This is a genomic window from Pseudoalteromonas prydzensis, from assembly GCF_011050055.1.
GTDB lineage: Bacteria > Pseudomonadota > Gammaproteobacteria > Enterobacterales > Alteromonadaceae > Pseudoalteromonas > Pseudoalteromonas prydzensis_A.
In genome coordinates, this window is the sequence record NZ_DRGM01000076.1 from 107,101 (window position 1) to 132,191 (window position 25,091).

At 38.5% G+C, this 25,091-nt stretch carries 20 protein-coding genes and 1 pseudogene; 12 read left to right on the top strand and 9 right to left on the bottom strand.

Annotated elements, in window-relative coordinates; genetic code table 11:
- Window positions 1-255: 255 nt before the first annotated feature.
- From ENH88_RS07050 to ENH88_RS07060, 3 genes are all read right to left on the bottom strand, one after another.
- Window positions 256-3,408: a DEAD/DEAH box helicase gene (locus ENH88_RS07050; RefSeq protein ID WP_304181119.1), complete on the bottom strand. Its 3,153-nt coding sequence runs from the start codon at window positions 3,406-3,408 to the stop codon at window positions 256-258.
- 451 nt (window positions 3,409-3,859) lie between these two features.
- The gene (locus ENH88_RS07055) at window positions 3,860-4,822 is read right to left on the bottom strand and encodes a transcriptional regulator (RefSeq protein ID WP_304181122.1); all 963 of its coding nucleotides are present in this window, start codon (window positions 4,820-4,822) and stop codon (window positions 3,860-3,862) included.
- Window positions 4,823-4,837: 15 nt separating this feature from the next.
- On the bottom strand, window positions 4,838-6,076 hold the full coding sequence (locus tag ENH88_RS07060; RefSeq protein ID WP_304181124.1) for an AAA family ATPase: 1,239 nt from the start codon (window positions 6,074-6,076) through the stop codon (window positions 4,838-4,840).
- A 773-nt stretch (window positions 6,077-6,849) separates the two neighbouring features.
- On the opposite strand from ENH88_RS07060, the gene ENH88_RS07065 reads away from it, so the two are divergent.
- Window positions 6,850-8,064, top strand: coding sequence for a replication protein A (locus ENH88_RS07065; protein WP_304181126.1), 1,215 nt, complete (start codon window positions 6,850-6,852; stop codon window positions 8,062-8,064).
- 58 nt (window positions 8,065-8,122) lie between these two features.
- Here ENH88_RS07065 and ENH88_RS07070 read toward each other — a convergent pair whose 3' ends face one another.
- Entirely contained in the window at window positions 8,123-8,998 is an 876-nt protein-coding gene (locus tag ENH88_RS07070; RefSeq protein ID WP_304181128.1) for a DNA replication terminus site-binding protein, read from the bottom strand.
- 219 nt (window positions 8,999-9,217) lie between these two features.
- Here ENH88_RS07070 and ENH88_RS07075 point away from each other — a divergent pair.
- Together ENH88_RS07075 and ENH88_RS07080 are read left to right on the top strand one after the other, a co-directional pair.
- Window positions 9,218-9,593: pseudogene (locus ENH88_RS07075) on the top strand (transposase).
- A gap of 703 nt (window positions 9,594-10,296) precedes the next feature.
- Window positions 10,297-11,646 (top strand): class II 3-deoxy-7-phosphoheptulonate synthase, encoded by a 1,350-nt coding sequence (locus tag ENH88_RS07080; protein WP_304181131.1) that lies wholly within the window; start codon window positions 10,297-10,299, stop codon window positions 11,644-11,646.
- Between the two features lie 70 nt (window positions 11,647-11,716).
- Here the strand turns inward: ENH88_RS07080 and ppsR are convergent, their stop codons facing one another.
- A complete protein-coding gene (ppsR, locus tag ENH88_RS07085; RefSeq protein ID WP_304181132.1) occupies window positions 11,717-12,526 on the bottom strand; it encodes a posphoenolpyruvate synthetase regulatory kinase/phosphorylase PpsR in 810 nt (269 codons plus the stop codon).
- Between the two features lie 152 nt (window positions 12,527-12,678).
- Between ppsR and ppsA the strand changes: the two genes are divergently transcribed.
- Window positions 12,679-15,054 carry a phosphoenolpyruvate synthase gene (gene ppsA / locus ENH88_RS07090; RefSeq protein ID WP_304181134.1) on the top strand — a complete coding sequence of 792 codons (2,376 nt, stop codon included), beginning with the start codon at window positions 12,679-12,681 and terminating at the stop codon, window positions 15,052-15,054.
- Between the two features lie 73 nt (window positions 15,055-15,127).
- Here the strand turns inward: ppsA and ENH88_RS07095 are convergent, their stop codons facing one another.
- Window positions 15,128-15,337, bottom strand: coding sequence for a PGPGW domain-containing protein (locus ENH88_RS07095; protein ID WP_304181136.1), 210 nt, complete (start codon window positions 15,335-15,337; stop codon window positions 15,128-15,130).
- A gap of 151 nt (window positions 15,338-15,488) precedes the next feature.
- Here ENH88_RS07095 and ydiJ point away from each other — a divergent pair, with 151 nt between their 5' ends.
- On the top strand, window positions 15,489-18,539 hold the full coding sequence (ydiJ, locus tag ENH88_RS07100) for a D-2-hydroxyglutarate dehydrogenase YdiJ (protein ID WP_304181138.1): 3,051 nt from the start codon (window positions 15,489-15,491) through the stop codon (window positions 18,537-18,539).
- 73 nt (window positions 18,540-18,612) lie between these two features.
- Here the strand turns inward: ydiJ and ENH88_RS07105 are convergent, their stop codons facing one another.
- Both ENH88_RS07105 and ENH88_RS07110 read right to left on the bottom strand, forming a co-directional pair.
- Window positions 18,613-19,803, bottom strand: coding sequence for a cation:proton antiporter (locus tag ENH88_RS07105; RefSeq protein WP_304181139.1), 1,191 nt, complete (start codon window positions 19,801-19,803; stop codon window positions 18,613-18,615).
- On the bottom strand, window positions 19,804-21,015 hold the full coding sequence (locus ENH88_RS07110) for a tyrosine-type recombinase/integrase (RefSeq protein WP_304181141.1): 1,212 nt from the start codon (window positions 21,013-21,015) through the stop codon (window positions 19,804-19,806).
- Between the two features lie 141 nt (window positions 21,016-21,156).
- Here ENH88_RS07110 and ENH88_RS07115 point away from each other — a divergent pair, with 141 nt between their 5' ends.
- Complete coding sequence (locus ENH88_RS07115; protein WP_064664858.1) at window positions 21,157-21,720, top strand: YSC84-related protein; 564 nt, start codon at window positions 21,157-21,159, stop codon at window positions 21,718-21,720.
- 100 nt (window positions 21,721-21,820) lie between these two features.
- Here ENH88_RS07115 and ENH88_RS07120 read toward each other — a convergent pair whose 3' ends face one another.
- On the bottom strand, window positions 21,821-22,159 hold the full coding sequence (locus ENH88_RS07120) for a DUF3693 domain-containing protein (protein ID WP_138570540.1): 339 nt from the start codon (window positions 22,157-22,159) through the stop codon (window positions 21,821-21,823).
- Window positions 22,160-22,289: 130 nt separating this feature from the next.
- Here ENH88_RS07120 and ENH88_RS07125 point away from each other — a divergent pair, with 130 nt between their 5' ends.
- The 6 genes from ENH88_RS07125 to ENH88_RS07150 all read left to right on the top strand — a co-directional run bounded on the left by ENH88_RS07125 (window position 22,290) and on the right by ENH88_RS07150 (window position 24,999).
- Complete coding sequence (locus tag ENH88_RS07125) at window positions 22,290-22,484, top strand: hypothetical protein (protein ID WP_304181149.1); 195 nt, start codon at window positions 22,290-22,292, stop codon at window positions 22,482-22,484.
- Between the two features lie 178 nt (window positions 22,485-22,662).
- On the top strand, window positions 22,663-22,878 hold the full coding sequence (locus ENH88_RS07130; protein ID WP_304181151.1) for a hypothetical protein: 216 nt from the start codon (window positions 22,663-22,665) through the stop codon (window positions 22,876-22,878).
- Window positions 22,862-24,214 (top strand): replication initiation factor domain-containing protein, encoded by a 1,353-nt coding sequence (locus tag ENH88_RS07135; RefSeq protein WP_304181153.1) that lies wholly within the window; start codon window positions 22,862-22,864, stop codon window positions 24,212-24,214. Before ENH88_RS07130 ends, ENH88_RS07135 begins: the two co-directional genes overlap by 17 nt.
- Window positions 24,211-24,519, top strand: coding sequence for a hypothetical protein (locus ENH88_RS07140; protein WP_304181156.1), 309 nt, complete (start codon window positions 24,211-24,213; stop codon window positions 24,517-24,519). The genes ENH88_RS07135 and ENH88_RS07140 overlap by 4 nt, the downstream gene beginning before the upstream one ends.
- A gap of 2 nt (window positions 24,520-24,521) precedes the next feature.
- On the top strand, window positions 24,522-24,764 hold the full coding sequence (locus tag ENH88_RS07145; RefSeq protein WP_304181159.1) for a hypothetical protein: 243 nt from the start codon (window positions 24,522-24,524) through the stop codon (window positions 24,762-24,764).
- 19 nt (window positions 24,765-24,783) lie between these two features.
- Entirely contained in the window at window positions 24,784-24,999 is a 216-nt protein-coding gene (locus ENH88_RS07150) for a hypothetical protein (protein ID WP_304181161.1), read from the top strand.
- The last annotated feature ends 92 nt before the right edge of the window (window positions 25,000-25,091 follow it).

Consider the following 25,091-nt stretch of genomic DNA (forward strand, 5'->3'; position numbering starts at 1 on the left):
TGCAATTTAACCACAAGCATAATAGTAGACGTGGGCAATTAAATTTAGTTCAAAAATAATTTCAAAAATTTTGACATTTACGCAGCCATAAAAAAAGCCAGCTCAAGGTGAGCTGGCTCAATCATTACTAAATATAGTAACCAAATGGGAAATCAACATGATGCTGTCGTAAACTGCAATTTAACCACAAGCATATTAATAGACTGAGTTAATCAAATTTAGTTCAGAAAAAAAGACACTTTTTTACAGATAATTCTAACTTTTAATTAAAGACAGCATTTGCTCTTCATCAAACTTAGTGAAACTCATTGATTTTTCAGTAAATAATGCATCAACAAGGGCTTGTTTATGTTGCTGCATTTTAAATACTTTTTGCTCGATTGAATTAGCCATAATTAATTTATACACAAAAACAGGATTGGTTTGGCCAATTCGATAAGCACGATCTGTCGCCTGCTTTTCAACAGCTGGGTTCCACCATGGGTCAAAATGGATCACGGTATCAGCTTGGGTTAAGTTAAGCCCTGTGCCGCCAGCTTTTAAGCTGATCAAAAACACCGAGGTTTGGCCACTGGTAAATTCAGCAATCACTTTATCGCGATGCCTTGTTTGCCCAGTTAACAAGCTGTAATTGATGCCAAGTGCAGTTAATTGTTCAGCAATAATATCAAGGGCAGAGGTAAACTGACTAAAAATAATGATATTACGATCTTCATCTAACATCACCGGCAAATGCGTACTTAACCAATCAAGCTTGGCACTTCTGGCCGCGGTGCTTTCATCAATTAGACGCGGGTGGCAACATATTTGCCGTAATTTCAGTAGTGCTTCTAAAAACACCAGTTTGCTTTTTTGCGCGCCTTGCGAGGCAAACAGATCAACCATTTTCTCTTCAAGTGAATGAGTAATGCTTTGATAAAGCTCTTTTTGCTCAGCTTCAAATTCAAACTCTTTGATCAACTCTGTTTTGGGCGGCAGCTCCTGGGCAACTTCGGCTTTAGTGCGGCGCAGAATAAAAGGTAGAATTAATGACTTAAGTTCATTGGCACGGTCAACATCAGCATCGCGTTCAATCGGGGTTTGAAAATGTTCTTTAAAATGAGTTTGCGAACCAAGTAACGAGGGCATAGCAAAATCGAGTAATGATTTTAACTCAAACAAGTTATTTTCAATTGGCGTGCCGCTTAAACAAAGGTTAAATTGTGCGTTCAAGCGTTTCACCAAACGGGTTACTTGCGCACTGTCGTTTTTAATATATTGCGCTTCATCAAGAATAATATTTTCAAAATATAACGGCGCATAATAAGCAATATCACGCTTTAATAATGGGTAGGTAGTCAAAATACAATCAGCCTGAGCTAGCTGCTGTAATTGTTCTACACGGGCAGATCCAAAAACAGTGGTCACTTTAATGCTGCTGGCAAATTTACTCATTTCATTTTGCCAATTACTAACAAGACTGGTTGGGCACACAATCAAGGTAGGGCCAGCTTGCACGCGCTGTCGCGCATTTGCTAAAAAAGCAATCACTTGCAGGGTTTTACCTAAGCCCATATCATCGGCCAAAATTCCACCAAGCTGATGGCGCTTTAAAAACTGCAACCACTGCACGCCTTGTTGTTGATATTCACGTAATTGCACATCATCATTTAAGCCATGTAACTGCGTACTCTCAACTCTGGTAGCGTTGTTTAGCTCTGCAAGGTAAGACTCCAAGTTGTCATCCACTAACGTAACTTCTAAGCTACTGTAAGCAATTAAATGCACTAAGAAGGACAGTGGCATTAATAATTCGTCGCGAGTTTTCACAAGTTCAAACCGTTGCTTAAAATCAGCTAATGCATTAAACGCAGCTTTGCTAATAACAGCAAACTTTTTACCATTAGCATAATAGTAAAAGTGCTCGCTTTGGCGATTTAACGATTCAAATTCAGGGTTATCATTGGCTAGTACAATTGCCGCCTTAACTCCTGGGATCAGTATTTTACTAACAATTTGATGGCCTTTACCGCGCTTAACCTCCAAATTGACGTTGCTGATCGCTTTTTTAACCACTAATTTTTTGTCTGTTATTTTCCAACCACGCTGTTTAAGGCTAGGAATAACTTCATATTTAAACCAATGCTGATGAATAAATGATTGTTTATTAAAAATAAATTCATTTTGTAAAGCCCCTTTACATAGCACAAAGCCTAAATTAGTAAGCTCAGTGATCACCGTATTCTCAAGCGAAGTATTCAGCAAATGTGCAGGAGCGGCATTGGGAGAATAATGCTGCCCTTGATAATTGAATTTAAGTGTCAGTTGTAAATCATTATTACTATTACTTACTTCAACAACAGCTGATGCATCCGCAACTCGCTTTATTCTTTTTCGCTCTGATTGTTGATAATGAGGGATCACCCCATCGCCAAAATTAGCAGCTAGTTGTTTGTATACACGTTCAAAATTGGCGGTATGAATTGCAGGGATAGCACGTATATGTGCAACTTCTTCACCGCTCAATGGCGTACGTAAACGGCCGATCCGTAATTGTTCAGTATCAAGGTAAGTGGGTGGTGTGGTTTTCAGTAATAACCAAGACTCTCTACTACTTATGCTCACATTTAATTGCGTGAGGTCATTTTTGTGCGACCAAGAAAAACGGAGGTCCTCTGCGCTATCTGCTTTAATCGCCTGACGTGAACGACCAAAGAACAAACGTTGAGAACTAAGCAGCTGTTGTAATGCATTAAAACCCCATTGCCCTTTGAGCTCAAGGTTACCCAGCGCATTTTGCGAACGTATCCAACTATATAAACGAAAATCAGATTCGAGCAAATCCGAAGGAGTAACAAAGCTGTTGAGCTGCTGATCCGTTAAATTGCGGCCAAGGGTATAATTATGTTCAGTAGAAAAAGCGGCAATTTTAGGCGTTAAAATAACTCGTGAATTTTCCACATCTAATACAAACAACAAAACATTTTTTGCTGGTTGGGTTTGGGTTTGTTTAAGTGTTGTAAGCTCTTCAAACCAGTCATTCATTATATAATCTTGACCATAATCACCCGAGTGATCTATTTTTAGCTTCAACAACACAGCAGCTAAATGGCGACAATTAGCTTTCGCATCACACGAGCAGTGGCGATCAACTGCAAAACCATTTGCTAATTTTCTAATCTCTATATGCTGCGAAAATGTTGTGCCTTGATTACCGAACATCGATGCATCAATCACTGAAAAATCATCATTATGTTCTAACCAATTAATTTGTCCATTTGCGACATACTCTTTTGCTTTACTGAGTACATGCGGTTTAAACAGTTGTTTAATAAACCGTTCAGATAAAGGGAATTGAGTCGCTTGTTCTTGTTTTATCTCTTCAAAAATAGCGAGTAAATCATTCTTAGATAAGTTAGTAGCAGACATATTGCTCAAGGCAGTAAAAATCAAAAATAATTTTACCAGTATATGATTTATCAGCGCTGAGCTAAAGCATTAAAATGCTTAATCGGACTGGTTGGAGCTGCTAAAAAGCCCCACTTACAAGTAACTAAAGGCGCTAGCAACAGATAGAGGAGTTGGTAAAAAACCGGTTTATAGCAAAAAACAGTGCACACTATCATTTAATGAACAGCAAGCACACAAGATATAAACAACTTAATCACAACGAAGGACCTTTACAGATCATATTTTTACTAAGCAAAATACTATTTGCTAAAAATAGCCAGTGTAATGGGGGTTAAGTTAGTAAAATAATGATCTAAGAGGGGAGAAATACTAAAAATAGTCGAACTTGGATCACGATTTTACTAACTAAAAGGTAAAATAGATCATGATCTTACTAACTTAGAAAGGGTTCAGATCAGATTTTTATCAACTAATTAAAGGCATTTAAAAGCTTAGTTAATTGCTCTAAGCGCTTGTCTGTCATAACTTTATTGTCAATTTTAATGGAAACATCACCACTTTTTAAATTGCGTTGTACACTGATATAGTCATTTTCTAACAAAGCTTCACGGCGTTGTGCTGATTGCGGCTCAGCGGTGAGCAGCTTAGTGATCGCCATTGCACGCTTATCATCACCAGTGATTTCTTGTAAACTTTGCTCATGAGTTAAATGATCAACCAGTTGATTAAAGGCATGTTCATCACGCTCTTTCGCTGCGATCAATTTTTTAGCGACTTCACGGCCAACATGGTTAGCGGTAGGGTATAGCGAAAGCACCGTAGCAGGGAGCTTCTCATAGGCTTTAATTGCATCCGCTATGGCAGTATGAGATACCCCTTCAATCGCAGCGACTTCACGATAAGAGCCTTTTTTGCCTTGCTCAACTAACTCATCTTTGGTTTGCTGATAAGCTTGACCAAGTTCCCATAAGCTCGGAGCAATATATTGATCCGATGAAATAGCTAAAATCTTAGCATCTTGTTCAGTAAAATCTGATGAACTTAACACCATGTAATCAGCCTGACCTAAAATACAGGCCATACGACGTCGTGAGCCTGCCAGTACCAGTGTTTCATCACCTTTGTCCCAACATAGGGCTGGGTGTTGGTTGCGCCCGTCTTCGCGGATTGCAGGAAGGATATCGGCGACTGATTTTTCATTCAGCAATATCTGAACACGGCGATTTTTAGCATAAACCTTAGTGCTACTTTCAATCTCTGCATGGGGGATCACTTTACAAACAAGGGTGATCTGACGCTTTGGATCACTCGGTGCAGGCATTTTGATCACATCACCAGCGCTGGCTTGCTCCAGTAACTCATCTAAACTACTGCTACCAATTGAAGTTGCAAAAGGATCTAAGCTGGTGTCATTTTTACGTTTTTTAGCCATTATTTGTTAACTACCTTACTTAGGTTCATTCAATTGAGATTGGGTTGAAAGCCAATTCGAGCGGATCAACATTTCAAGTTCATCGACCACATCTTTAATGTTTTCTTGAGCGCGCAATAAAGACTCACGACTAGCAAGACTATCAGATGTTTTTTGATCAAAGATGGTATTAAATGATGACGAACTGGCGGTAATAGCTGAACTATGATTGATAGGGTAACTCATCACTTGACGACCAAAAGCACTACGCACATCTTTAACAATGTCACGCTGCGAATGGTTGCCTTTAACGTAATTAGTCACTAAAAATTGCATAAAGTCCCAGCCTTCATGGCCTAAAGAAGCCACTGTGTGGTAAATCTCACCTAAGCGTTTAAGGTATTTATTGTTCGCATCAAAGTCGACTGCTTCTGGATGCACAGGAATGAGCATTGCAGTAGATGCCATTAAAGCATTATAAAACATAAAGTTAAGTGATGGAGCTGTATCAATTAAGATGATGTCAAATTGGTCTTTAACAGGCTCAATTACTTTTTCGAGCAATTTATGATAGTGACGAGTAACGTCGTAACTTGAGCTATCTTTTAGCAATGTTGCTGTTTCATGCTCAAAGTAAAAATCATCCATTCCTGACGGTAATATACGAATATTTGGAATATGCGTTGGTAAAAATGCATTAGTAACCAGTTGTTGCCAGGTTTCATCCGCATCTAAATCAATACAATCACGCATTAAATCGCCAACAGTAATTGGCTCAGGTTCGCTAGGTGGAAAAAAACTTGAAGAAGAGCCTTGTGGATCTAGATCGATAATACCAATGCGGTAACGCTTAATATTAGTCGTTGCTAACGCAGCTGCAATATTCACCATACTGGTGGTTTTACCACAACCGCCTTTTAATGAGTTGATCACAATAACCTGTAATTTGTCGTCAACATTACGATGATCTGGCTGAATATCCATGATTTCTGCCATCGCAAAGATATTCACTAGGGTATAAGCGTAATGGCCGTTAGCACCGCGTTTGATGTTTAACTGATCAAAATCGCCATTATCATGTCTGCGTTTTAGAGTTCGATTATTACAGCCTAATAAATCTGCTGCAGCCTTTTGTGTATAGGTGCGGAGTTCTTTTTCTTCTGATTTTAAATGGGCACGATAATGCTGAATACGTCCTGCTAATGATTTTTCTGCTACTTCTGCAGTTGCTTTTAAAAGCCGATAAGTGGAGAGTGCATTATTATGAATTGACATACTTTCTTCCTCAAAGTTAGGCATTTAGTATAATGTCCATTCAAATGACTGTAAACAACTATTTAAGACGACATGACTTTTAATAACAAGACATTAAAAAAACTGATTGGAAACTTAAAATCGCTTAGTATAAATAAAGAAGTTTAAAGGTGGTTAAATATATAAGGTAGTAAAGGTTAAGGGCCCTGAATATGAATATAACCTTATGAAATATATAAATAATAGTAAAAAATGCAGATCAGGTTTATACTTGGTTAAGATCAGATCTTTAGTTACTGACAGATCGCTATTTTACTAACCGGAAATTTAATTATTTAGTTATCCACAGTTTGAGCACAGTATTATGCACAAAAAGTGTTGCTTAGATCAGTTTTTTACTAAGTAAATTAAGATGTTATCCACCTTAGATCGGGAAAAACAGTGACTTTAATTGGTATAGATCTGATCTGTAGTAGGTATAGATCAGATCTATGCTAACTGATCTGCTAATTATCCACAGCCTAGTTAGAAAAAACATCATTATGTCGTGTATTTAATTGTAAAAAATGAAAATAGACGGACAAAATTTTAGTTGAGTTAGTAAAATTTAGACTTATAACCCCTCAGTTAGTAAAAAAGTGATCTGAAAACATCAAAGATCATGTTATGTTAGTAAAAAAGTGATCTGAAAATATATTTTAAACTCAGATCAACTTTATACTAACTTAAACATTTAACTTTTACAGTTTAATGTGTTGTTATTAGCTGTCGCAACAAATTTGGAAATAAGAACAATGAACCGAAAGGTCAACATCTCGGTAGATAACTTACCCGATACATTACGGGGACAGATCCACGGGGTGGAAAGTGCAATTGATAACGAAAGCCTCGCATTATTTACAGATAATAAAGATGTACGCGTATCATTAGAAAATGCAGCGCATGGCTTACGTGCCTATTCAAATACATTCAATCATTATGATTTATGGGGACGTTTTGTTCGCTCTGGTCATAAAAAATTACCTTTAGAAGAAGCACCGAAAAAAACCATCATAACGCGAAAAATATCAGAGAAGGTTGATGGTATTTTATATGATGGTGAAATTAAGATCACACCTGCTGTAGTCAGTAGTCGCAAAGATGGTGAAGATGTTGAATATTTAGTATGGCCATCAGATCGTGAAGAAAAAGTTGAACGTGCACTGATTCGTTTAGCGTCAAAAGGTAAGATCGTAAAAATTAATTTTAAGTCCGGTATTCAATATGCTGTGGTTTTTTCGATGAACGAATTGGCCCAAGAACTTAAAGCGGTCGGGCAATCAATGCCTTATCCACAAATCAAAGAAGCATTAGAAGCACTGCAAGGTTCAAAGTTATCATTTAAGTATTCTGCGACAGATACAAAAAATACAGATATCGATGATTCATTTTACGAATCGAATATGAACTTCTTGTCGTCTCTTCATTTTAGTGGAAAAAAAGGGCAGGGCGGAAACGTAAAATGTGTGGCATGTTTGAATGCGTTTGTGCATAACATGATCGATAATCTCGAGTACAAAGGTTATTACTTTAATAGTGCACAAGAATTAAAACGCGGTTTATCGCGTTGGATGATGCTTCGTCTTTATCATTTATGGCGTTATGCAGCACCTGGTAAAACATATCATTTTAGATTGCTTTCTATCATGGAAAAATATGGTTCAATATATTCAACCGATGATATTACGGAAAATAAATTAAAAGCACTACGTCGTGATATGACAACAACAATGAAAGATTTAATTGAGAAAGGTGCAATTTCAGAATACAGCATCACCAATGTTAAAGAGGATAAAACCGGTAACATTATTGACTACACCTATGAAATGCATCCGTCTGATCAATTCTGTGATGAAATACTAACTTTGAATAAGCATAACAAACGTATTGAAATTCAAGGCGGTAAACGCATTGTTGAAAATGTAGTTTTAATCGATGAAGATAAAATTGAAGCTATTGTAGAAGATTGATTTTTTTATAACGTACATCTTACTCAAAGGCCGCTATCTAGCGGCCTTTTTAACATAATCACTTATCAACTTGTTCTAGGTATAACCTATCAACAAGAAAATCATATTCACGTTTTCGTGGGTGGCTTTCGGGTTTTTGATAATCTGGCAAGGTACCGAGTTTTACATCCGGATCAGGATTAATCAAAATAAAAGGTAATGCAGCACTAACATGATAACGATTTTGTGCTGTGTATCTAACATTTACTTGCGGGCTTACTCGCGTTGGTCGGCGAATTCTTAATTTGTCTTTATCACCTAAACTTGCAACTCTTAACTGCTCTTGGGCAACCAGTGATTGCCAACTGTGTTGGTCGATCATTCGTGGATTAGAGTAACCGGCCGATTTTTCGAGCATTGCCAGCGCCATTTTTTTTGTAAGAGTTTTGGTCGCATGCTTATGCATCCAAGTAAAACGAACTGAAAAAGGGGAGTTCATTTCAAAATGCACTTTTCGATATGCCGCAAGCGTTATTAAATTTGGAATAGCATTGTGCACAGCTTCAAAGCGCGCATCATTATTATCGATTGCTAAAATACATTCTTTAAATGCGGCTTTAGCTTTATTTAATTGTTGAATTCGAGCAACGAGTTGTTTTTGATCTGCGTTATCAACAACCAATAGGCCAGGGTGGCGCTTTAAAACACGACTACTTAGCTCTGGTTTTTTATAAATATCTGTAAATGAATTTAATATCGCCTTATGAGCTTCATCGCCAGTAACTTTTTTTACAGTAATAGACTGGGGAATAATTTTTTCATCGCGACTTTCAATATCTGGTAATTGGTAATACTCAGCCTTTTTATAGCCACTGGATTTTAGGTCATCAATAAATAAATTTGTTAAATCATTAAGCAAGTCGAACTGACTGCGAATTTGAACTTTAGTTACCATAAGAACACATCATACTAAATTGAGATTGTTAGTTTATCATAGTGACAAATATATTCTATATTCAATTTCCGCACTTTCTCTTGGTTATTTTAAGTTAAGTTATACTCGGTGTTTAGTTTAATATTAAATTTAATTAAGTATGATGTGTTCTTTGTTCAGTGATCGGTAAATTAATAAGTTAAATCTCTTCGATTTATTCCCCGCCCCTTGCTGTATAGTATTGAGTATATAAATAAAAGCCGCAATGTGACCGTTTTACTTTATCGCTTAGTTTCATGTGGGAGCAGATAGGGCAATCACAGAAATTTGTGTTGAAATAGAAAAACGTTGCGAAATCAAATTTTTTAGAAATTGGGACGGATGAAGATCATATTCATTTTTTAGTTCAGTCAGTACCAACCTACAGCATTACAAAGTTGGTAACGTTTAACGGCAAGAGAGGTTTCTAAAAAGTGCCCTCATGTTAGAAAGCAGTTATGGGGTGGAGTAGTACGGTAGGAAAACATGGTGACGAATCAATGCTAAAAAAGTATCTAAAAGCCAAGGAAGTAATTATGACCAACTCCATTCGGATCATCAGTTAGTTGTGCTCTAACTAAATACCTCGCTCACGAAGTGAATTCAGCGTTAGCAGAAGGGCTTACCCCAGGAATGTTTATTAATAAGTTGATGCCTGCGTTTATAAGACAAATTCGCTGTTAAGGTTACTTAGTCAATGCTCGCTAAACATCATACACCAACTGATTCTTGCTCATTACAAACATTGCTAGGGGCTGTTTATCACAATGAGCAAGTCGAAGGTCGAAGGTCGATCAAATCTAGTATGGCGCTAGCCGTAATGCCAATCTAATTGATAGCGGAAATGTTTGTAAAATAGCGTTCCTTAGAGTTAGCAGCGAGCTTTATACTGGTTATAAGCACAAATAACAGCGGCCCATAGCATGCAAATCCACAACCAGCAAGTTGATTGTTAAAAATATTAAGAAATACCTGTAAAGCTCAGGTTACACTCTATATGAAATACGGTATGATGTGTTCTTTTCAATTATGCTAATAGCAATACCTTGCAAAGCAAACCTGACTCGCGAGTGTTTTATTATTTATGTATTTAAAATTAGTCACTTAGGAATAAATATCAAAAGTTAATAGGCTAATAAAAACAGATTAATTATCAGCGAATTTCAATAATATTTATCTCATAACTAAATAATTGATAATTAGCGAATATAGTCCTTGAACAGGGGGGCTGCATACGTTAATTTTCACCTAACAGGTAAATGTAGGAATGAGGAAATAACATGCAGTCGTGGAACCCAAATAGCTGGAGAGAACTCCCAATACTTCAGCAACCACAGTACCCAGATCAACAAGCGCTTAAAAGCGTAGAGAGTCAATTGAAAAGTGCGCCACCTTTAGTTTTTGCTGAAGAGACCCGTAGTTTGTTTAAACAACTTGAAGATGTGTGCGAAGGTCGTGCATTTTTACTTCAAGGTGGCGATTGTGCTGAATCATTTAGTGACTTTAATGCAGCTAATATTCGCGACACCTTTAAAACCATTTTACAAATGGCGGTTGTACTTACCTATGGCGGTAAATGCCCAGTAGTTAAGATTGCGCGCATGGCTGGCCAATACGCAAAACCGCGTTCAGCTGATTTAGAAACCATTGATGGCGTATCATTACCTTCATACCGTGGTGATATCGTAAACAACTTTGAGTTTACTGAACAAGCCCGAGTTCCAGATCCACAACGCTTAATGACTGCGTATCACCACAGCGCAGCAACGCTTAATTTGCTACGCGCGTTTGCACAAGGTGGCCTTGCTGACTTACACCAAGTAAACCGTTGGAATATGGGCTTTGTGGCTGCAAATCCACTGAAAGAAAAATACCAGCAATTAGCAGATAAAATTCAAGACGCACTTGAGTTTATGGAAGTGTGCGGGATTAACTCAACGATTGCACCAAGCTTAAAAGAAACAGCGTTATATACTTCACACGAAGCGTTACTACTAGGTTATGAAGAAGCACTAACACGCCGTGATCACTTATCGGGTGATTGGTATGATTGCTCTGCGCACTTTGTTTGGATCGGCGAACGTACTCGTCAGCTTGATCATGCCCACATTGAGTTTTTCAAAGGCATTAAAAACCCAATAGGGGTTAAAGTTGGCCCAGGTATGGACCCAGATGAACTTATTCGTTTAATTGATGCCGTTAACCCAGATAACATCCCTGGTCGTTTAACGTTAATTACTCGTATGGGTGCAGATGTATTACCAGAAAAACTGCCAGCGCTAGTCCGTAAAGTACAGCAAGAAGGCCGTAAAGTAATTTGGAGCTCAGATCCAATGCACGGTAATACTGAAAAAGCCACATCCGGTTATAAAACGCGAAGCTTTGACAACATTCTTCGTGAGATCAGCCAATTTTTTGCTGTACATAAAGCCGAAGGCTCATACGCCGGCGGTGTACATTTAGAAATGACTGGTCAACATGTAACGGAATGTACTGGTGGTGCGTATGGTTTATCTGACGATGATTTAGCACAGCGTTACCGTACACAGTGCGATCCACGCTTAAATGCAGACCAAGTATTAGAGCTTGGCTTCTTAGTAGCAGATCTATTAAAAGACGCACGTAAGTAACAATTCACTTTAATAAAAAGCCGCAACTGCGGCTTTTTTAATGTCCGATATTATTTAAAAACAGCAGAAGTTAGTACTTACGACGCTCTAAACCTGTATCAGAAATGATTTTTGCAGAAATTTCTTCAACAGAGTGATGTGTTGAGTTCAAATAGGGCAGCTTATGTTTTTTATACAGCATTTCAACTTCACGCACTTCAATGCGACACTGCTTAAGTGACGCATATTTAGAATTTGCCATACGTCGTTGTCGAATATCAGCTAAGCGTACAGGGTCAATGGTAAGGCCAAATAGTTTTTGTTTATACGCAGTTAAACAAGTAGGTAATTTCCCTGTTTCTAAGTCATCTTCTGTCAGCGGATAATTTGCCGCTTTAATACCGTATTGCAACGCTAAATATAAACTCGTCGGGGTTTTACCGCTGCGGCTAACACCGACTAAAATAATATCGGCCTCCGCGTAATTTTTAATGTTAGCGCCATCATCATTGGTCAGCGCGTAGTTAACAGCATCAATTCTAAAATCGTAACTTTTTTCATGCATCGAGTGAGTGCGATGTATTTTTGGCACTGGGGCAACTTTAAGTTCATCCTGAATTTTATCGCTAAACGCGGTTAAAAAATCATAACTTACAGCATCTGCCGAGCGAATAATTTCACTTAAGCTATGATTCACAAAAGTAAAAAACACCAATGGTTTTTCACCTTCCCGTTGCGATGTTGCATTGATCAACGCTTTTACTTCTTTGGCTTTTGCCTCAGTTTCAACAAATGGAATGGTTTTATGGTTAAATTCAACGGGAAATAAAGACAAAGTCGCATGGCCAAATACTTCAGAAGTAATGGCTGTACCGTCAGAAATATAAAATGCAGTTCTCATATTAACCTTTTTATTACGTTAAAGAGTAAATTGGGGTCCTTACGGTTTACGTAAGGTCTGTTGCCAGTGTAGAATGAAGGGGACCTTTTTAGAAGGTTTTCTTTCTTAACTCTCACAGTTAATACGACAATTTGTTTTTTGGAGAAAGACCCGTGCAAGAATACGTTCTCTGGTATCAAGAGCTTGGTATGCAAGATGTTCCACGAGTTGGTGGCAAGAATGCCTCGCTTGGTGAAATGATTTCTAACCTGGCTAACGCTGGTGTACAAGTGCCAGGTGGTTTTGCTACAACCGCCGACGCGTTTAATGAGTTTCTAGATCAATCAGGACTCAATGCAAAAATTCACAACATCCTCGACACACTCGATGTGGATGATGTAAACACACTAGCCAAAGTAGGTGCTGATATCCGCCAATGGATTATCGACACACCATTCCAACCTAATTTAGACCAAGCAATCCGCGATGCATACAGCCAACTCCACGGCGACGCAACCGCAGATGTATCATTCGCAGTTCGTTCATCAGCAACCGCTGAAGACATGCCTGATGCATCATTTGCAGGTCAGCAAGAAACCTTTCTAAATGTTCGTGGTATTGACTCCGTAATGGTTGCCATCAAACATGTATTCGCTTCATTATTTAACGACCGCGCAATTTCATACCGCGTACACCAAGGTTACGATCACCGTGGTGTTGCATTATCTGCGGGTATTCAGCGCATGGTTCGCTCTGACAAATCAGCATCTGGGGTGATGTTCAGTATCGATACTGAATCGGGCTTTGAAGATGTTGTATTTGTTACATCAAGCTATGGTCTAGGTGAAATGGTAGTACAGGGTGCGGTTAACCCTGATGAATTTTATGTTCATAAACCAACACTTGCCAAAGGTAAGCCGTCAGTCGTACGTCGTAATATTGGCTCTAAAGCGATCCAAATGATTTACTCTGCTGATCAAGCACATGGCAAGCAAGTTGAAATTGTTGATGTAGAAACTGCACTTGCAAACAAATTTTCAATCACAGATGCTGAAGTTGAAGAACTAGCCAAGCAAGCTGTGATCATTGAAAAACACTATGGCCGTGCCATGGATATCGAATGGGCGAAAGACGGTAACGATGGCAAACTTTACATCGTACAAGCACGTCCAGAAACAGTTCGCTCAAACGAAGACACAAACGTTATGGAACGCTTCCAATTAAATGGCAGCAGTAATGTTATTGTTGAAGGTCGCGCTATTGGTCATAAAATTGGTTCGGGCACTGTGCGTGTGCTTAATTCAATCAGTGAAATGGACCAAGTACAAGTTGGCGATATTTTAGTCACTGATATGACAGATCCTGATTGGGAACCTATCATGAAACGCGCTGCAGCGATTGTGACTAATCGCGGTGGCCGTACTTGTCACGCGGCAATCATTGCCCGTGAATTAGGTATTCCGGCTGTCGTTGGTTGTGGTAACGCAACGGATTTAATTAAAGCTGGCCAAGAAGTTACCGTATCATGTGCAGAAGGTGATACCGGTTTCATTTACGAAGGTATTCTAGACTTTGAAATCCTCACATCTCGTGTTGATAAAATGCCTGAACTACCAATGAAAATTATGATGAACGTGGGTAATCCAGACCGCGCGTTTGATTTTGCCCGTTTACCGCACGCAGGTGTTGGTTTAGCCCGTGTGGAATTTATCATCAACCGTATGATTGGTGTGCATCCTAAAGCATTGTTAAATTTTGACGCGCAAACTGATGCATTAAAAGCAGAAATAACCGAGATGATTGCAGGTTACGAATCACCGGTTGAGTTCTATATTGCAAAACTGGTTGAAGGTATTGCAACACTCGGTTGTGCATTTGCTCCTGAGCGCGTTATTGTTCGTATGTCTGATTTTAAATCAAACGAATACGCTAACTTAGTTGGCGGCCAACAATATGAGCCGGAAGAAGAAAACCCCATGATTGGTTTTCGTGGTGCTGCACGTTATATCTCGGAAGATTTCCGTGATTGTTTCGCGCTTGAGTGTGAAGCAATCAAACGTGTGCGTAACCAAATGGATATGACCAACATTGAGATCATGATCCCGTTCGTACGTACTCTTGAAGAAGGTAAACGCGTTATTGAACTACTTGAAGAGCATGGCCTTAAACGTGGCGATAACGGCTTAAAAGTAATCATGATGTGTGAACTGCCATCAAATGCACTACTTGCTGAAGAGTTCTTAGAATATTTTGATGGCTTCTCAATTGGCTCAAACGATTTAACCCAGCTAACACTTGGTCTAGATCGTGACTCTGGGTTAATCGCTCATTTATTTGATGAACGAAATCCTGCTATCAAAAAGCTACTTTCAATGGCAATTCAAACAGCCAAAGCCAAAGGTAAGTATGTAGGGATTTGTGGTCAAGGTCCTTCAGATCATGAGGACTTTGCAGCCTGGTTAGTAGAGCAGGGCATTGATTCTGTTTCACTAAATCCAGATACAGTAATCGAAACATGGTTATACCTTGCTAAAAAATTAGCAAAATAGCAGGTCAGATTAGTATAAAAAATGCCAGCTTAGTTGCTGGCATTTTTGTTTACTCAATTAATTCTAAACAAGTTTAACGGGCGAGTTTTTTATCTAAAAATGCACATGATTTAGTCAGCGCTTTTTGACATAGTGCCAGATAATGGCGTGCTTTAGGGTAGTAAAATGAAAAGCACATTAACCCAGCAATAAAAAATATCAATGACGGTCCAGGCACCACTGCAAAAAATAACCCCAACAACATAAACATGCTGCCCACTAATAATAATAAACATTTTTTCATTTTCAAATTCCCTGCAATTAAGCGTATAAGCATCAGTATAGGTAATCTGTTTATTATTACGACAAAAAGAGTGTTACAAACTGTGAAATCTTCAATTTCTATTGCGCTTTAGCATGATATAATCTAGCAAATGTCTTAATTTATCACCGTCATGATAGCAACAATAAGCCAACAAGATGCCGCGACCGAGTTAGTCGCAAGTTACCTAAAAACAATAACTAAACAAGGGTTTACTGGCGATACAGATGCAAGTTACGGCACCCGTTTAACGGCATCAACCGATAACAGTATTTACCAACAATTACCGCAAGGTGTTATTTTTCCAAAAACCGAAAAAGACATTCAAATTGCCTTGCAAACAGCAGCACACGATCCTTTTTTATCGTTAACTTTTGGCCCTCGCGGCGGCGGTACAGGAACAAACGGGCAGTCTTTAACACCTGGTATTGTTGTTGATTTATCGCGTTACATGCGAGAAATTCTCGAAATAAATCCCGAACAAGGTTGGGTTAGAGTACAAACGGGGGTAATTAAAGATCAACTTAATGATTTTTTGCGCTCTTATGGGTTTTTCTTTGCGCCAGATTTATCAACCAGTAACCGCGCAACCATCGGTGGCATGGTAAACACCGATGCATCAGGGCAAGGCTCTTTAGTCTATGGCAAAACCAGCGACCATGTTTTAGGCTTAACAACATACTTAATTGACGGTACACAAATGTCTACCAACCCAATTGAGATTGAAAAAGCCAAACTCATTGCCGAGCAAGACACCACAATCGGAAAACTGTACGCTACGGTTTTGGATATTTGCTTATCAGATCGAGATGCGATTTTAGCCAAGTTTCCACGTTTAAATCGGTTTTTAACCGGGTATGACCTTGAGCATGTGCTAAGTGATGACTTACAAACTTTTGACATGAGTCGCCTAATAACAGGCTCAGAAGGCTCCCTTGGTATTGTTACTGAGGCAAAACTCAACATAACCCCGATTGCTGAATTTAAAACCTTGATCAACATTAAGTACGACAGTTTTGATTCTGCGCTACGCCACTCGCCATTTTTAGTTGCGGCACGGGCAACCTCTGTTGAAACCGTTGACAGTAAAGTGCTTAACCTTGCACGCCAAGATATCATTTGGCATTCAGTATCGGACTTAATAACCGATGTTGCAAATAAAGATATGCAAGGGCTCAACATGGTTGAGTTTAATGCTGTATCAGTTGATGACATAAAAGACAAAGTTGAAAGCTTATGTAAATTACTCGATGATTGCGTAGCACAGCAAAAAAACGGCGTGATTGGCTATCAGCTTACCAGCGATAAAGCAGACATCTTAAAAATTTACGGCATGCGTAAAAAGTCAGTTGGCTTATTAGGTAATGTAAAAGGCACACAAAAACCACTGGCGTTTGCGGAAGACACCGCAGTACCACCGGAAAATCTCGCCGATTTCATCGTAGAGTTTAGAGCATTACTTGATAGCCACAATTTACAATATGGTATGTTTGGCCATGTTGATGCCGGTGTATTACATGTACGTCCAGCGCTGGATATGTGCGATCCCGAACAGGAAAAATTACTACGGGTGATCTCTGATGAAGTTGTTAAGCTGACGGCTAAATACGGTGGCCTTATGTGGGGTGAGCATGGCAAAGGCTATCGTAGCGAATACGGCCCTGAGTTTTTTGGGGAGCATTTGTTCAATCAATTACGACGTATAAAGGCTGCATTTGATCCAAACAATCGCATCAACCCAGGTAAAATATGCACACCCATTGACAGTGAGGACTCACTAGTTAGTGTTGACGATCAAAAGCGAGCATGGTTTGATAAGCAAATTTCTGTCAATGTGAAAACAAGTTTTAACAACGCCATGACCTGTAATGGTAATGGTATCTGTTTTAACTACGACGAAAAATCACCTATGTGCCCATCATATAAAGTAACCGGTGATCGTCGTAATTCACCAAAAGGTCGCGCTAGTTTAATGCGCGAATGGTTACGTTTACAACAAACTAAAAATATAGATTTATTAGCTGTAGAAAAAGAACTTAATAAAGGTGAAGTGATCACCTGGTGGGAACGTTACCAACATAGCCGCGATAAGAAAAAGGGCGTGTATGATTTTTCTCACGAAGTAAAACAATCGATGGATGAGTGTTTAGCGTGTAAAGCATGTACCACTGCGTGCCCAATAAAAGTAGATGTACCAACTTTTCGCTCACGCTTTTTAAATTATTATCACAGTTATTACGCGCGTCCACTGAAAGATTACCTAGTCGGGAATATTGAAAGCAGTGCGCCGCTAATGGCAAGCTTTTCGCGCGTCATTAATCCAATTGTAAAAACTAAACTCGTCAGTGCATTCATTAAAAAATCAGTTGGTTATGTAGATACGCCATTACTTAGTACGCCATCACTTAAAAAGCGTATTAAAAAACAACATCAGTTTAATTTTGCCCAGTTACAATCGCTAAGCGCTGAGCAACAAAATGAATATGTGTTGATTGTGCAAGATCCATTTACCAGTTTTTATGAAGCTGAGTTAGTCGAAAGCTTTATACAAATTATTTCAGCGCTGGGGAAAAAGCCAATCCTATTACCATTTTTACCAAACGGTAAGCCACAACACGTCAAAGGCTTTTTGCATGAATTCAAAATTACAGCTAAAAATGCCGCGGCGTTTTTAAATTCACTATCAGAAATTAATGCACCTTTAGTTGGTTTAGATGCTTCATTAGTCATGTGTTACCGCGATGAATATAATTCTATTTTAGAAGATCAACGTGGTGAGTTTGAAGTGTTACTTGCCCATGAATGGTTAGCAACACAATCGTTTAAGCCACTGGCCGAAAAAGTAACTAGCGATGCAGCGTTTACTTTGTTAAGTCATTGTACTGAAACAACTGCGTTACCAAAAGCGGCGAATGTTTGGCAAACAATCTTTTCAGATTTAGGTTTAACACTTAATACTACGGCAACCGGTTGTTGTGGCATGGCGGGTACTTATGGCCATGAAGCGCAAAACCAAAATAACTCACGGGCATTATATGAAATGAGTTGGCAGGGTGTTGTAGAAAAAAATAAACCTGAGCAATTATTAGCAACAGGATTTTCTTGTCGTAGCCAAGTTAAACGCTATGAGAAATTCAAACCTAAACACCCGATAGAACTGCTAGCCGATAAGCTGATCTCATAACAGTTAATTTAATATAAATAAAAATGCCGTACTCTTTTAAAAAGAAGTGCGGCATTTTTTTAGAATGTGATTTTTATTTTAAATAACTATCAGCAATAGGCTTAGTACTCATACCATGAATAAAAACACTAAATAAAATAGTGGTCATAGCAATTGTAGCTATAAGGTATTTATTTTCGATGCTGCTATCGATCACCATCAAAGTAAACACGATTGAAGCTAAACCTCGCGGACCAAACCATGCAAAAGTAAAACGTTCTTTCATTTTTAACTTAGTAAATTGTAATGACAACATCACAGGAATAATTCTAATCAGCGTTGAACTGAGTAATGCAAATACAACAAGTGCCCATGACAATTCTGGCAGAACTAAATAGCTGCACACAAAACCAAATAAACACCATATCAACAAACCAGTAAAGTCAGCTATGTGCTCACTATCTTCAACGAGTTTTAAGCGTAAAGTCAGATCTGTAAATCTATCAAAAATTAATCCAGCAACAAACACCGCAATAAAACCACTGCTATGTAAACTTTGTGCAATCGAAAAAATGGCCATTGCCATGCCAACCAATAAAAATGGGCTCGTGTTATTTGAAAAATAATGACGTTGCATCGCAAATTTAATCGCGGGAATGATCAATCCCATCGTAGCAATTGCAACCAGAATAGCCACGCCTAATTCACGTGCAAAAACAAGGATAGTATCATAAACCGAAAATGCAGATGCCGGCTCTTTTGCTAACAACATCAAGACTAAAAATATCGGCACACATAAACCATCGTTTAAGCCACTTTCAGTATTGATCCCTTCGCGAATTTTTTCAGGCACCGCACTACTATTTAATAATCCTTTACTAAGCGCGGCATCTGTCGGCGTTAATATTATTGCCACCAGTGCTGCTTGAATAAGTGTGAGCTGAGTAAACATTAAACTCGCAATAATAATTCCAGTAAACAAGGTAAGTGGTAAAGCAACAAAAAGTAATAGGCTAGGGTATTGAAAGCTGTGTTTTAAAACCGTCAGTTTGGTTTTTGCCGCATCAGTAAATAAAAATATGCTCAGTGTTAATTCTATTAAAGGTAATAAATGATCTAAGTCTCTGGTTAAATGAGCCGTTTTACTTGGTAGTAAAATCCCGAGCAACGCACCGATAATAACAAAAAACATAGGTCCGGTAATTTCTGCTCGCTCGAGTTGATGCATAGATAATGAGTAAATTAAAAATGCTAAACCCACAACGGCTAATACAATATATTCCATTTAAATTTTCCTTTTAAGCCCAGACTTTGCACGCTCTTTGATATTTGTCTGAATATATATTTGATCGGTAGTGGCAATTTTTGCATGCCCTAAATCTTCCGATAAATGTTTTAAAGGGCGAGTTTGTGCATCATGGGTTGCACCAGTATGTCTTAGCCAATGCGCAGTCGCGGACTCTAGTTGCTCGGCATCATCCGTAAAACCATCATCAAGTAAAGATTGTTTTGCTAAATCAAAACTTTGTTGTACTAAACGGCGAATTTGTCGAACAGTCATGCCACCTTGGCCGCGAATTTTATGTACCAATGGTTCGGCCTCATCAACACGGGGCAGGGCTGGTAACCCTCGATATAATCTATAACGTTTTAAATAAGTTACAAAATCTTCACTGAGTGTGACATCGCGTAATTTATTTCCTTTACCCATGATCCTTAAAAACCAAAAGCCATCATTATCTTGCCAAAAATGAGACATAACAGGCGACCATTGTGGCCGCTCTGATAGTTCTGAGATCCGTAAATAAAGGCCTTTTAAACAGGCTAAAGTAAATAAATTACGTTCTAGATCTGGAACTTGCTCACATTTATCACGGGTGACACCAAATACATATTCCCATTGAATATCGCTTAAGGTATCAGGAATTTTTATTTGTGATTGCACAACTAAATACGGGCTGTTCTTTTTAACAACCGGTACAAAGTTAGCAAAGGTTTTTTCTTCTAAAATAGCAAACTTATAAAAAACATTAAGTGCTGTGAACATAGCTGCTAAAGTTTGCTGGCTGGCAATCGACTCTTTGAGCATAAAAGGGCGCCAATTTTCGTTTAATCTACGGATCCCTTGCTCATCTTTATAACGCCATTGCACCGAAGTCATGGCCCAGCGTTTATCGGGTTCGACCATAAAATCAACATAGGCTTCGATGTCTTCACGCTTTAATTCAAATACTGACTTTTCAGCAACTAACCAAGACCATAAATAAAAGCGCTCGAGTTCGTTACGAAAACGGTTATAGGTTGCTTCTGATTTTCGACCATAAACATATAAAAATTGGTACAAAAATACTAATTCTTGCTTAGATTCAGCGACAGTCAAGCCAACTTGCTGTATAAAGGAGGCAAGTTCGGGGTATTCTGATTGCAATGTATCATCTTCAAGATGGGCAATTTGATACCGTAATTGTTTTAATGTATCGACCAAAGCAACAAGCATAATATAGTTATTTCTAATAAAATAAAGTAGTTACAGTTTAACTATAAAGTCCGATACTGTCTAGTATTGGACTTAGCGGCTCTATAATTGTGAAGCTAGTTAGATAATAGCAAAGCAATGTTGTTGGTTTAAGGAAAGCATATGAAAAAATTAATTGTTTTAAGTTTAGTCGCACTCACATTAGTATTGTCTGGTTGTGCTACAACAGGTAGTGCTTCTCCAACTGAAAAGCGTAATCTAGTGCAAAATATGCGAGCAGATACACTGAGTAAATTATACAAAGAAAAACCAGATGTTAAACAACAAATTGCAAATTCTGCAGGCTATGCCGTATTTGATAATGCCAATGTCAATGTTGTTTTAGCCAGCTTTGGTGGTGGTTACGGTGTGGTAAAAAATAACTTAACCGGTAAATCAACCTATATGAATATGGGTGAAGCCGGTTTAGGGTTAGGATTAGGCGTTAAAGATTTTAATGTGGTGATGGTTTTTCACAACCAAGCCGCGTTAAACCGTTTTATTGAACACGGTTGGGCGTTTGGTGGTAATGCCGATGCTGCTGCAAAGTATCAAGATAAAGGTGGTGCCGTAGTTGCCGAAGCCATTGCCGATCAAGTAACCGTTTATTCTTTAACCGAAAGTGGCCTGGCACTGCAGGCCGTGTTAAAAGGCACTAAATTCTGGGTAGATTCTGAGCTAAATTAAGCCAGTAAAACCCTACTAAAAGTGGGCTAGTTCGTGTGATTACGCCCACTTTAATTTAAATCAGACTATTTAACATAAGATAGATTATGGGTTATCGCTATTACGCAAATGCGTCCTCAGTTGGAGCGTTTGCTAGTCCTGCAACTAGTGTTAGCGCTACACATGCTGCACTAATCTTTTTTACAATATCAGTCCAAACTTTACTCTCTTCTTTGGTTTTTGATTTCTCAATAGCCAAATTCAATAAAGCTTCTTTTTGATCCATTCCAACTTTATTAGCCAGAAAAATACACTGATTTGCAGTTAAGTGCCTTTCACCCCTTTTAATTTGGGATAAAGAACCAGACGTAACACTATCCAAGTCAGCAACAACTTGTTTGTCCTGTGAATAACCCATGATTTCTTTGTATTTTTCAACAAGTTGATAACTAAATGACATATATATCTCCTCTCTAAATCAATTATAGCGCACAAAAATGTAAAATATATTCTTGACGTTGCACAATATTGTGCGCTACATTCTGCGCTATTGCACAAGTTTGTGCATTATATTTATAGGGAATAAGAATATGAGCCTAGAAATAATTCAAGAATTGGATTCAACGTTATCAAAATACCTTTTAGATAATTTTTCTATCTCAATTGCTAACCCTGTGACTATGGTTATTTTTTCTGCCACATACCTTTTTATGGTTCTAATGGCTTTGATGGTTATAAACATAATAACCAAAGATACTTATTCAAATAATGGAGTATCTAAGTAATGAAACATTTAATTGGTTTTTTATTTTTATGGTTCTTAATTGCACTCGTCACCTTCCTGATACCTGTCGAAAGTAATAACGATTTTGTTATTTATTTCCCAGTTGCTTCTTTACTAGCATCGGGCTTTTTATTATGCCTTTTTTGTTTAATTTGGCTGTTTAATTCGGTGTCTAACCAATGAAATTCTACCTTCAATACATTTCAGGCGCAGAAGAATACGCACTAGGTTTCAATAAAATTGAATACCCGCTTATGTATTCGTCACGCTCAGAGGCAATGGCATTTTGCATTGACTACTGTGGCCGTGAACCGTTTGAAATTATTGATGTAGACGACAATAACTGGCAAGAACTATTCGACTCTGGAGCATTTGACTATGAACCAGAACGCTAAAAATCCAGTTCAAAACCTAACAAAAATCGACTATTTAACGGTAGTTTTTTGCCCGAATGAAGTTGCCCGCTTACGCTTTGACGCCAAATTAGCTTTTGGAAATGGTGATTTTAGCTCGTACAAAGAAGCCTATAACGCCATGTTATGCGCTGAAATGTTCGACCAAAATGCAACTGATGACCTTGAAGTAGACATCAATGAAGCCGTCTCTTTTAACTCTGATTTACTCTACGATGAGCTTTTCGAATCGAATCTAGCTGGCTCATCTAAGTACCGCCAGTACAACTCAATCACTGAAATACCAGAGGAAGAACGCAAGCACTTCTTAAAAAATGTTGTAAGAAAAACAAAACGTTACAAAACACTTACATCATTGATTGAAGGTGATATTTCACATTTTATGCACCTATTAAACACTGAGGTAGCAACTAAAGCAGACCGTTTAACCAGTGATACTTTGAGCTGGTCTTATCGCAACAATAACGGCGGTATGTTCACTTATGAAAAGTCTGCAACCTTGTACCGTCACGATGTGAACTCAGGTGTTATTGCTTGGGGCGCTAACAACGGCGGCGTAATGATTTCATTCTCAGGTACCGGCTGTGCTGGTTTGGATATTCCTAAATTACACAGCATGTTAAAGAAAATGCCTAACGTGAAAATCACACGTTTAGACATTGCTTATGATGATTACGAAGGCAATCGAACTGTGCTCGATTACTTCCAAAATTTAGAAGAAGGTGCGTTTTGTAAAACCAATCAAGCGCCCTCTTGGTCTTTCATCCAAACGGGTGAACTACAAAAAATAAGCACTGAAGAACAAGCAGAATGGCGAAAAAAACACGGCTGGCAAAAACGCTATGACTGTGTAGCCAACGGCGGAAATACACTTTACGTAGGGAGTCGCAAAAATGGAAAAATGGCGCGTATGTATGAAAAAGGCAAGCAAATGCAAAGTGAATCTCAACCTAATTGGGTTCGTGCTGAGCTTGAGCTTCGCAGTATTGACCGTGTTATCTCCTTGGATGCACTTCTTAATACCGATGCCGTATTTGCTGCTGCCTATCCCGCTTTTGCTTTTATTACTGCTGAACGTCTTGAAATCAGAACTACAAGCAGACAAAAAAAACACAATGGCGCGTTAGTGGCCGAACGACTAGAGCGTTATTGCATTCAGTCTTACAGCAAATTTGTAAATTACCTTCGTCACATTCAAGAACTATCGAGTGATGAAATAATTGAACGTTTAACCAAAGGCCTAAATCCTTGGGATATACCCGACTCTATTAATCAGGCCTGTATTACCCCACCCAACCAAATGGAGTTAACAACATGAAAGTAATTTTATTATCTGCCGCAATCGGTAAAGGTGTATCAAGTAAATCTGGTGCACCTAAACATTATGCCTTTTCGTCTATTTCTTACTTAGTACCAGAAAAAGATTTTATTCAAGGCGACCACAATATTCAAAAGTGTGGCTATGAACCAAAAAGCGTTTCTATGTTAGATAGCCAAGAACTTTACAACAAGCTAAAAAAAATCACTGGTGAAAATGGTATTTGCGAGGTTGATTTAACTTTGCAACCAGACCCAGAAAACATGTCACGTAACATCGTTGCTGATGTTCAATTGGTGAAATAACAATGGCTCAATGTGTCGCTATCCAATCAGACCAAACACTAAAAGCTGTTACTGGCATTTGTGATTTTGTGATGGTCACACAAGCTGAATTTGAACAACTGCAACAACAAAATTTAGTAAACGTTCTTAATGAATTGTTTGCTTTTGACCTAGCCACTTTCGGCTTAATCAACTCGGCGGCATTAGTCGCTTTTATAACTGCTCATTGTATTGGTCGTGTCGTCCGTATCATGGGTAAAACTTAAATCCTAAAGGAAATTAAACATGAAAACATTATTAAAAAATAAAGCTGCAAAATTAGCATTAGTAGCTACTGGCGTTATGGGTTCAGCATCTGCATTTGCTGCTGACCACTCCGCTGCAATTACGACGGCAGTAGATGAAGGCTCTGCGAACTACACATTAATTATTACTGGTGTAATTACAGTTGCCGCTGCTGGTTTCTGTGTTGGCATGATTGTCTCTTGGTTACGCAAGTAAGATGGTCACATCAATTGGCCTAGCGTCATTTCTTGTCTGGTGTTTTGTCGAAGGCTTTTCAAGTGGCGTAAGAACCAGTTAACAACGGCGGG

Bases quoted from the DNA above. Each gene is read 5' to 3' on its own strand.
- ENH88_RS07050 (WP_304181119.1), bottom strand. From the start codon at position 3,408: ATGTCTGCTACTAACTTATCTAAGAATGATTTACTCGCTATTTTTGAA.
- ENH88_RS07055 (WP_304181122.1), bottom strand. From the start codon at position 4,822: ATGGCTAAAAAACGTAAAAATGACACCAGCTTAGATCCTTTTGCAACT.
- ENH88_RS07060 (WP_304181124.1), bottom strand. From the start codon at position 6,076: ATGTCAATTCATAATAATGCACTCTCCACTTATCGGCTTTTAAAAGCA.
- ENH88_RS07065 (WP_304181126.1), top strand. From the start codon at position 6,850: ATGAACCGAAAGGTCAACATCTCGGTAGATAACTTACCCGATACATTA.
- ENH88_RS07070 (WP_304181128.1), bottom strand. From the start codon at position 8,998: ATGGTAACTAAAGTTCAAATTCGCAGTCAGTTCGACTTGCTTAATGAT.
- ENH88_RS07080 (WP_304181131.1), top strand. From the start codon at position 10,297: ATGCAGTCGTGGAACCCAAATAGCTGGAGAGAACTCCCAATACTTCAG.
- ppsR (WP_304181132.1), bottom strand. From the start codon at position 12,526: ATGAGAACTGCATTTTATATTTCTGACGGTACAGCCATTACTTCTGAA.
- ENH88_RS07095 (WP_304181136.1), bottom strand. From the start codon at position 15,337: ATGAAAAAATGTTTATTATTATTAGTGGGCAGCATGTTTATGTTGTTG.
- ydiJ (WP_304181138.1), top strand. From the start codon at position 15,489: ATGATAGCAACAATAAGCCAACAAGATGCCGCGACCGAGTTAGTCGCA.
- ENH88_RS07105 (WP_304181139.1), bottom strand. From the start codon at position 19,803: ATGGAATATATTGTATTAGCCGTTGTGGGTTTAGCATTTTTAATTTAC.
- ENH88_RS07110 (WP_304181141.1), bottom strand. From the start codon at position 21,015: ATGCTTGTTGCTTTGGTCGATACATTAAAACAATTACGGTATCAAATT.
- ENH88_RS07115 (WP_064664858.1), top strand. From the start codon at position 21,157: ATGAAAAAATTAATTGTTTTAAGTTTAGTCGCACTCACATTAGTATTG.
- ENH88_RS07120 (WP_138570540.1), bottom strand. From the start codon at position 22,159: ATGTCATTTAGTTATCAACTTGTTGAAAAATACAAAGAAATCATGGGT.
- ENH88_RS07125 (WP_304181149.1), top strand. From the start codon at position 22,290: ATGAGCCTAGAAATAATTCAAGAATTGGATTCAACGTTATCAAAATAC.
- ENH88_RS07130 (WP_304181151.1), top strand. From the start codon at position 22,663: ATGAAATTCTACCTTCAATACATTTCAGGCGCAGAAGAATACGCACTA.
- ENH88_RS07135 (WP_304181153.1), top strand. From the start codon at position 22,862: ATGAACCAGAACGCTAAAAATCCAGTTCAAAACCTAACAAAAATCGAC.
- ENH88_RS07140 (WP_304181156.1), top strand. From the start codon at position 24,211: ATGAAAGTAATTTTATTATCTGCCGCAATCGGTAAAGGTGTATCAAGT.
- ENH88_RS07145 (WP_304181159.1), top strand. From the start codon at position 24,522: ATGGCTCAATGTGTCGCTATCCAATCAGACCAAACACTAAAAGCTGTT.
- ENH88_RS07150 (WP_304181161.1), top strand. From the start codon at position 24,784: ATGAAAACATTATTAAAAAATAAAGCTGCAAAATTAGCATTAGTAGCT.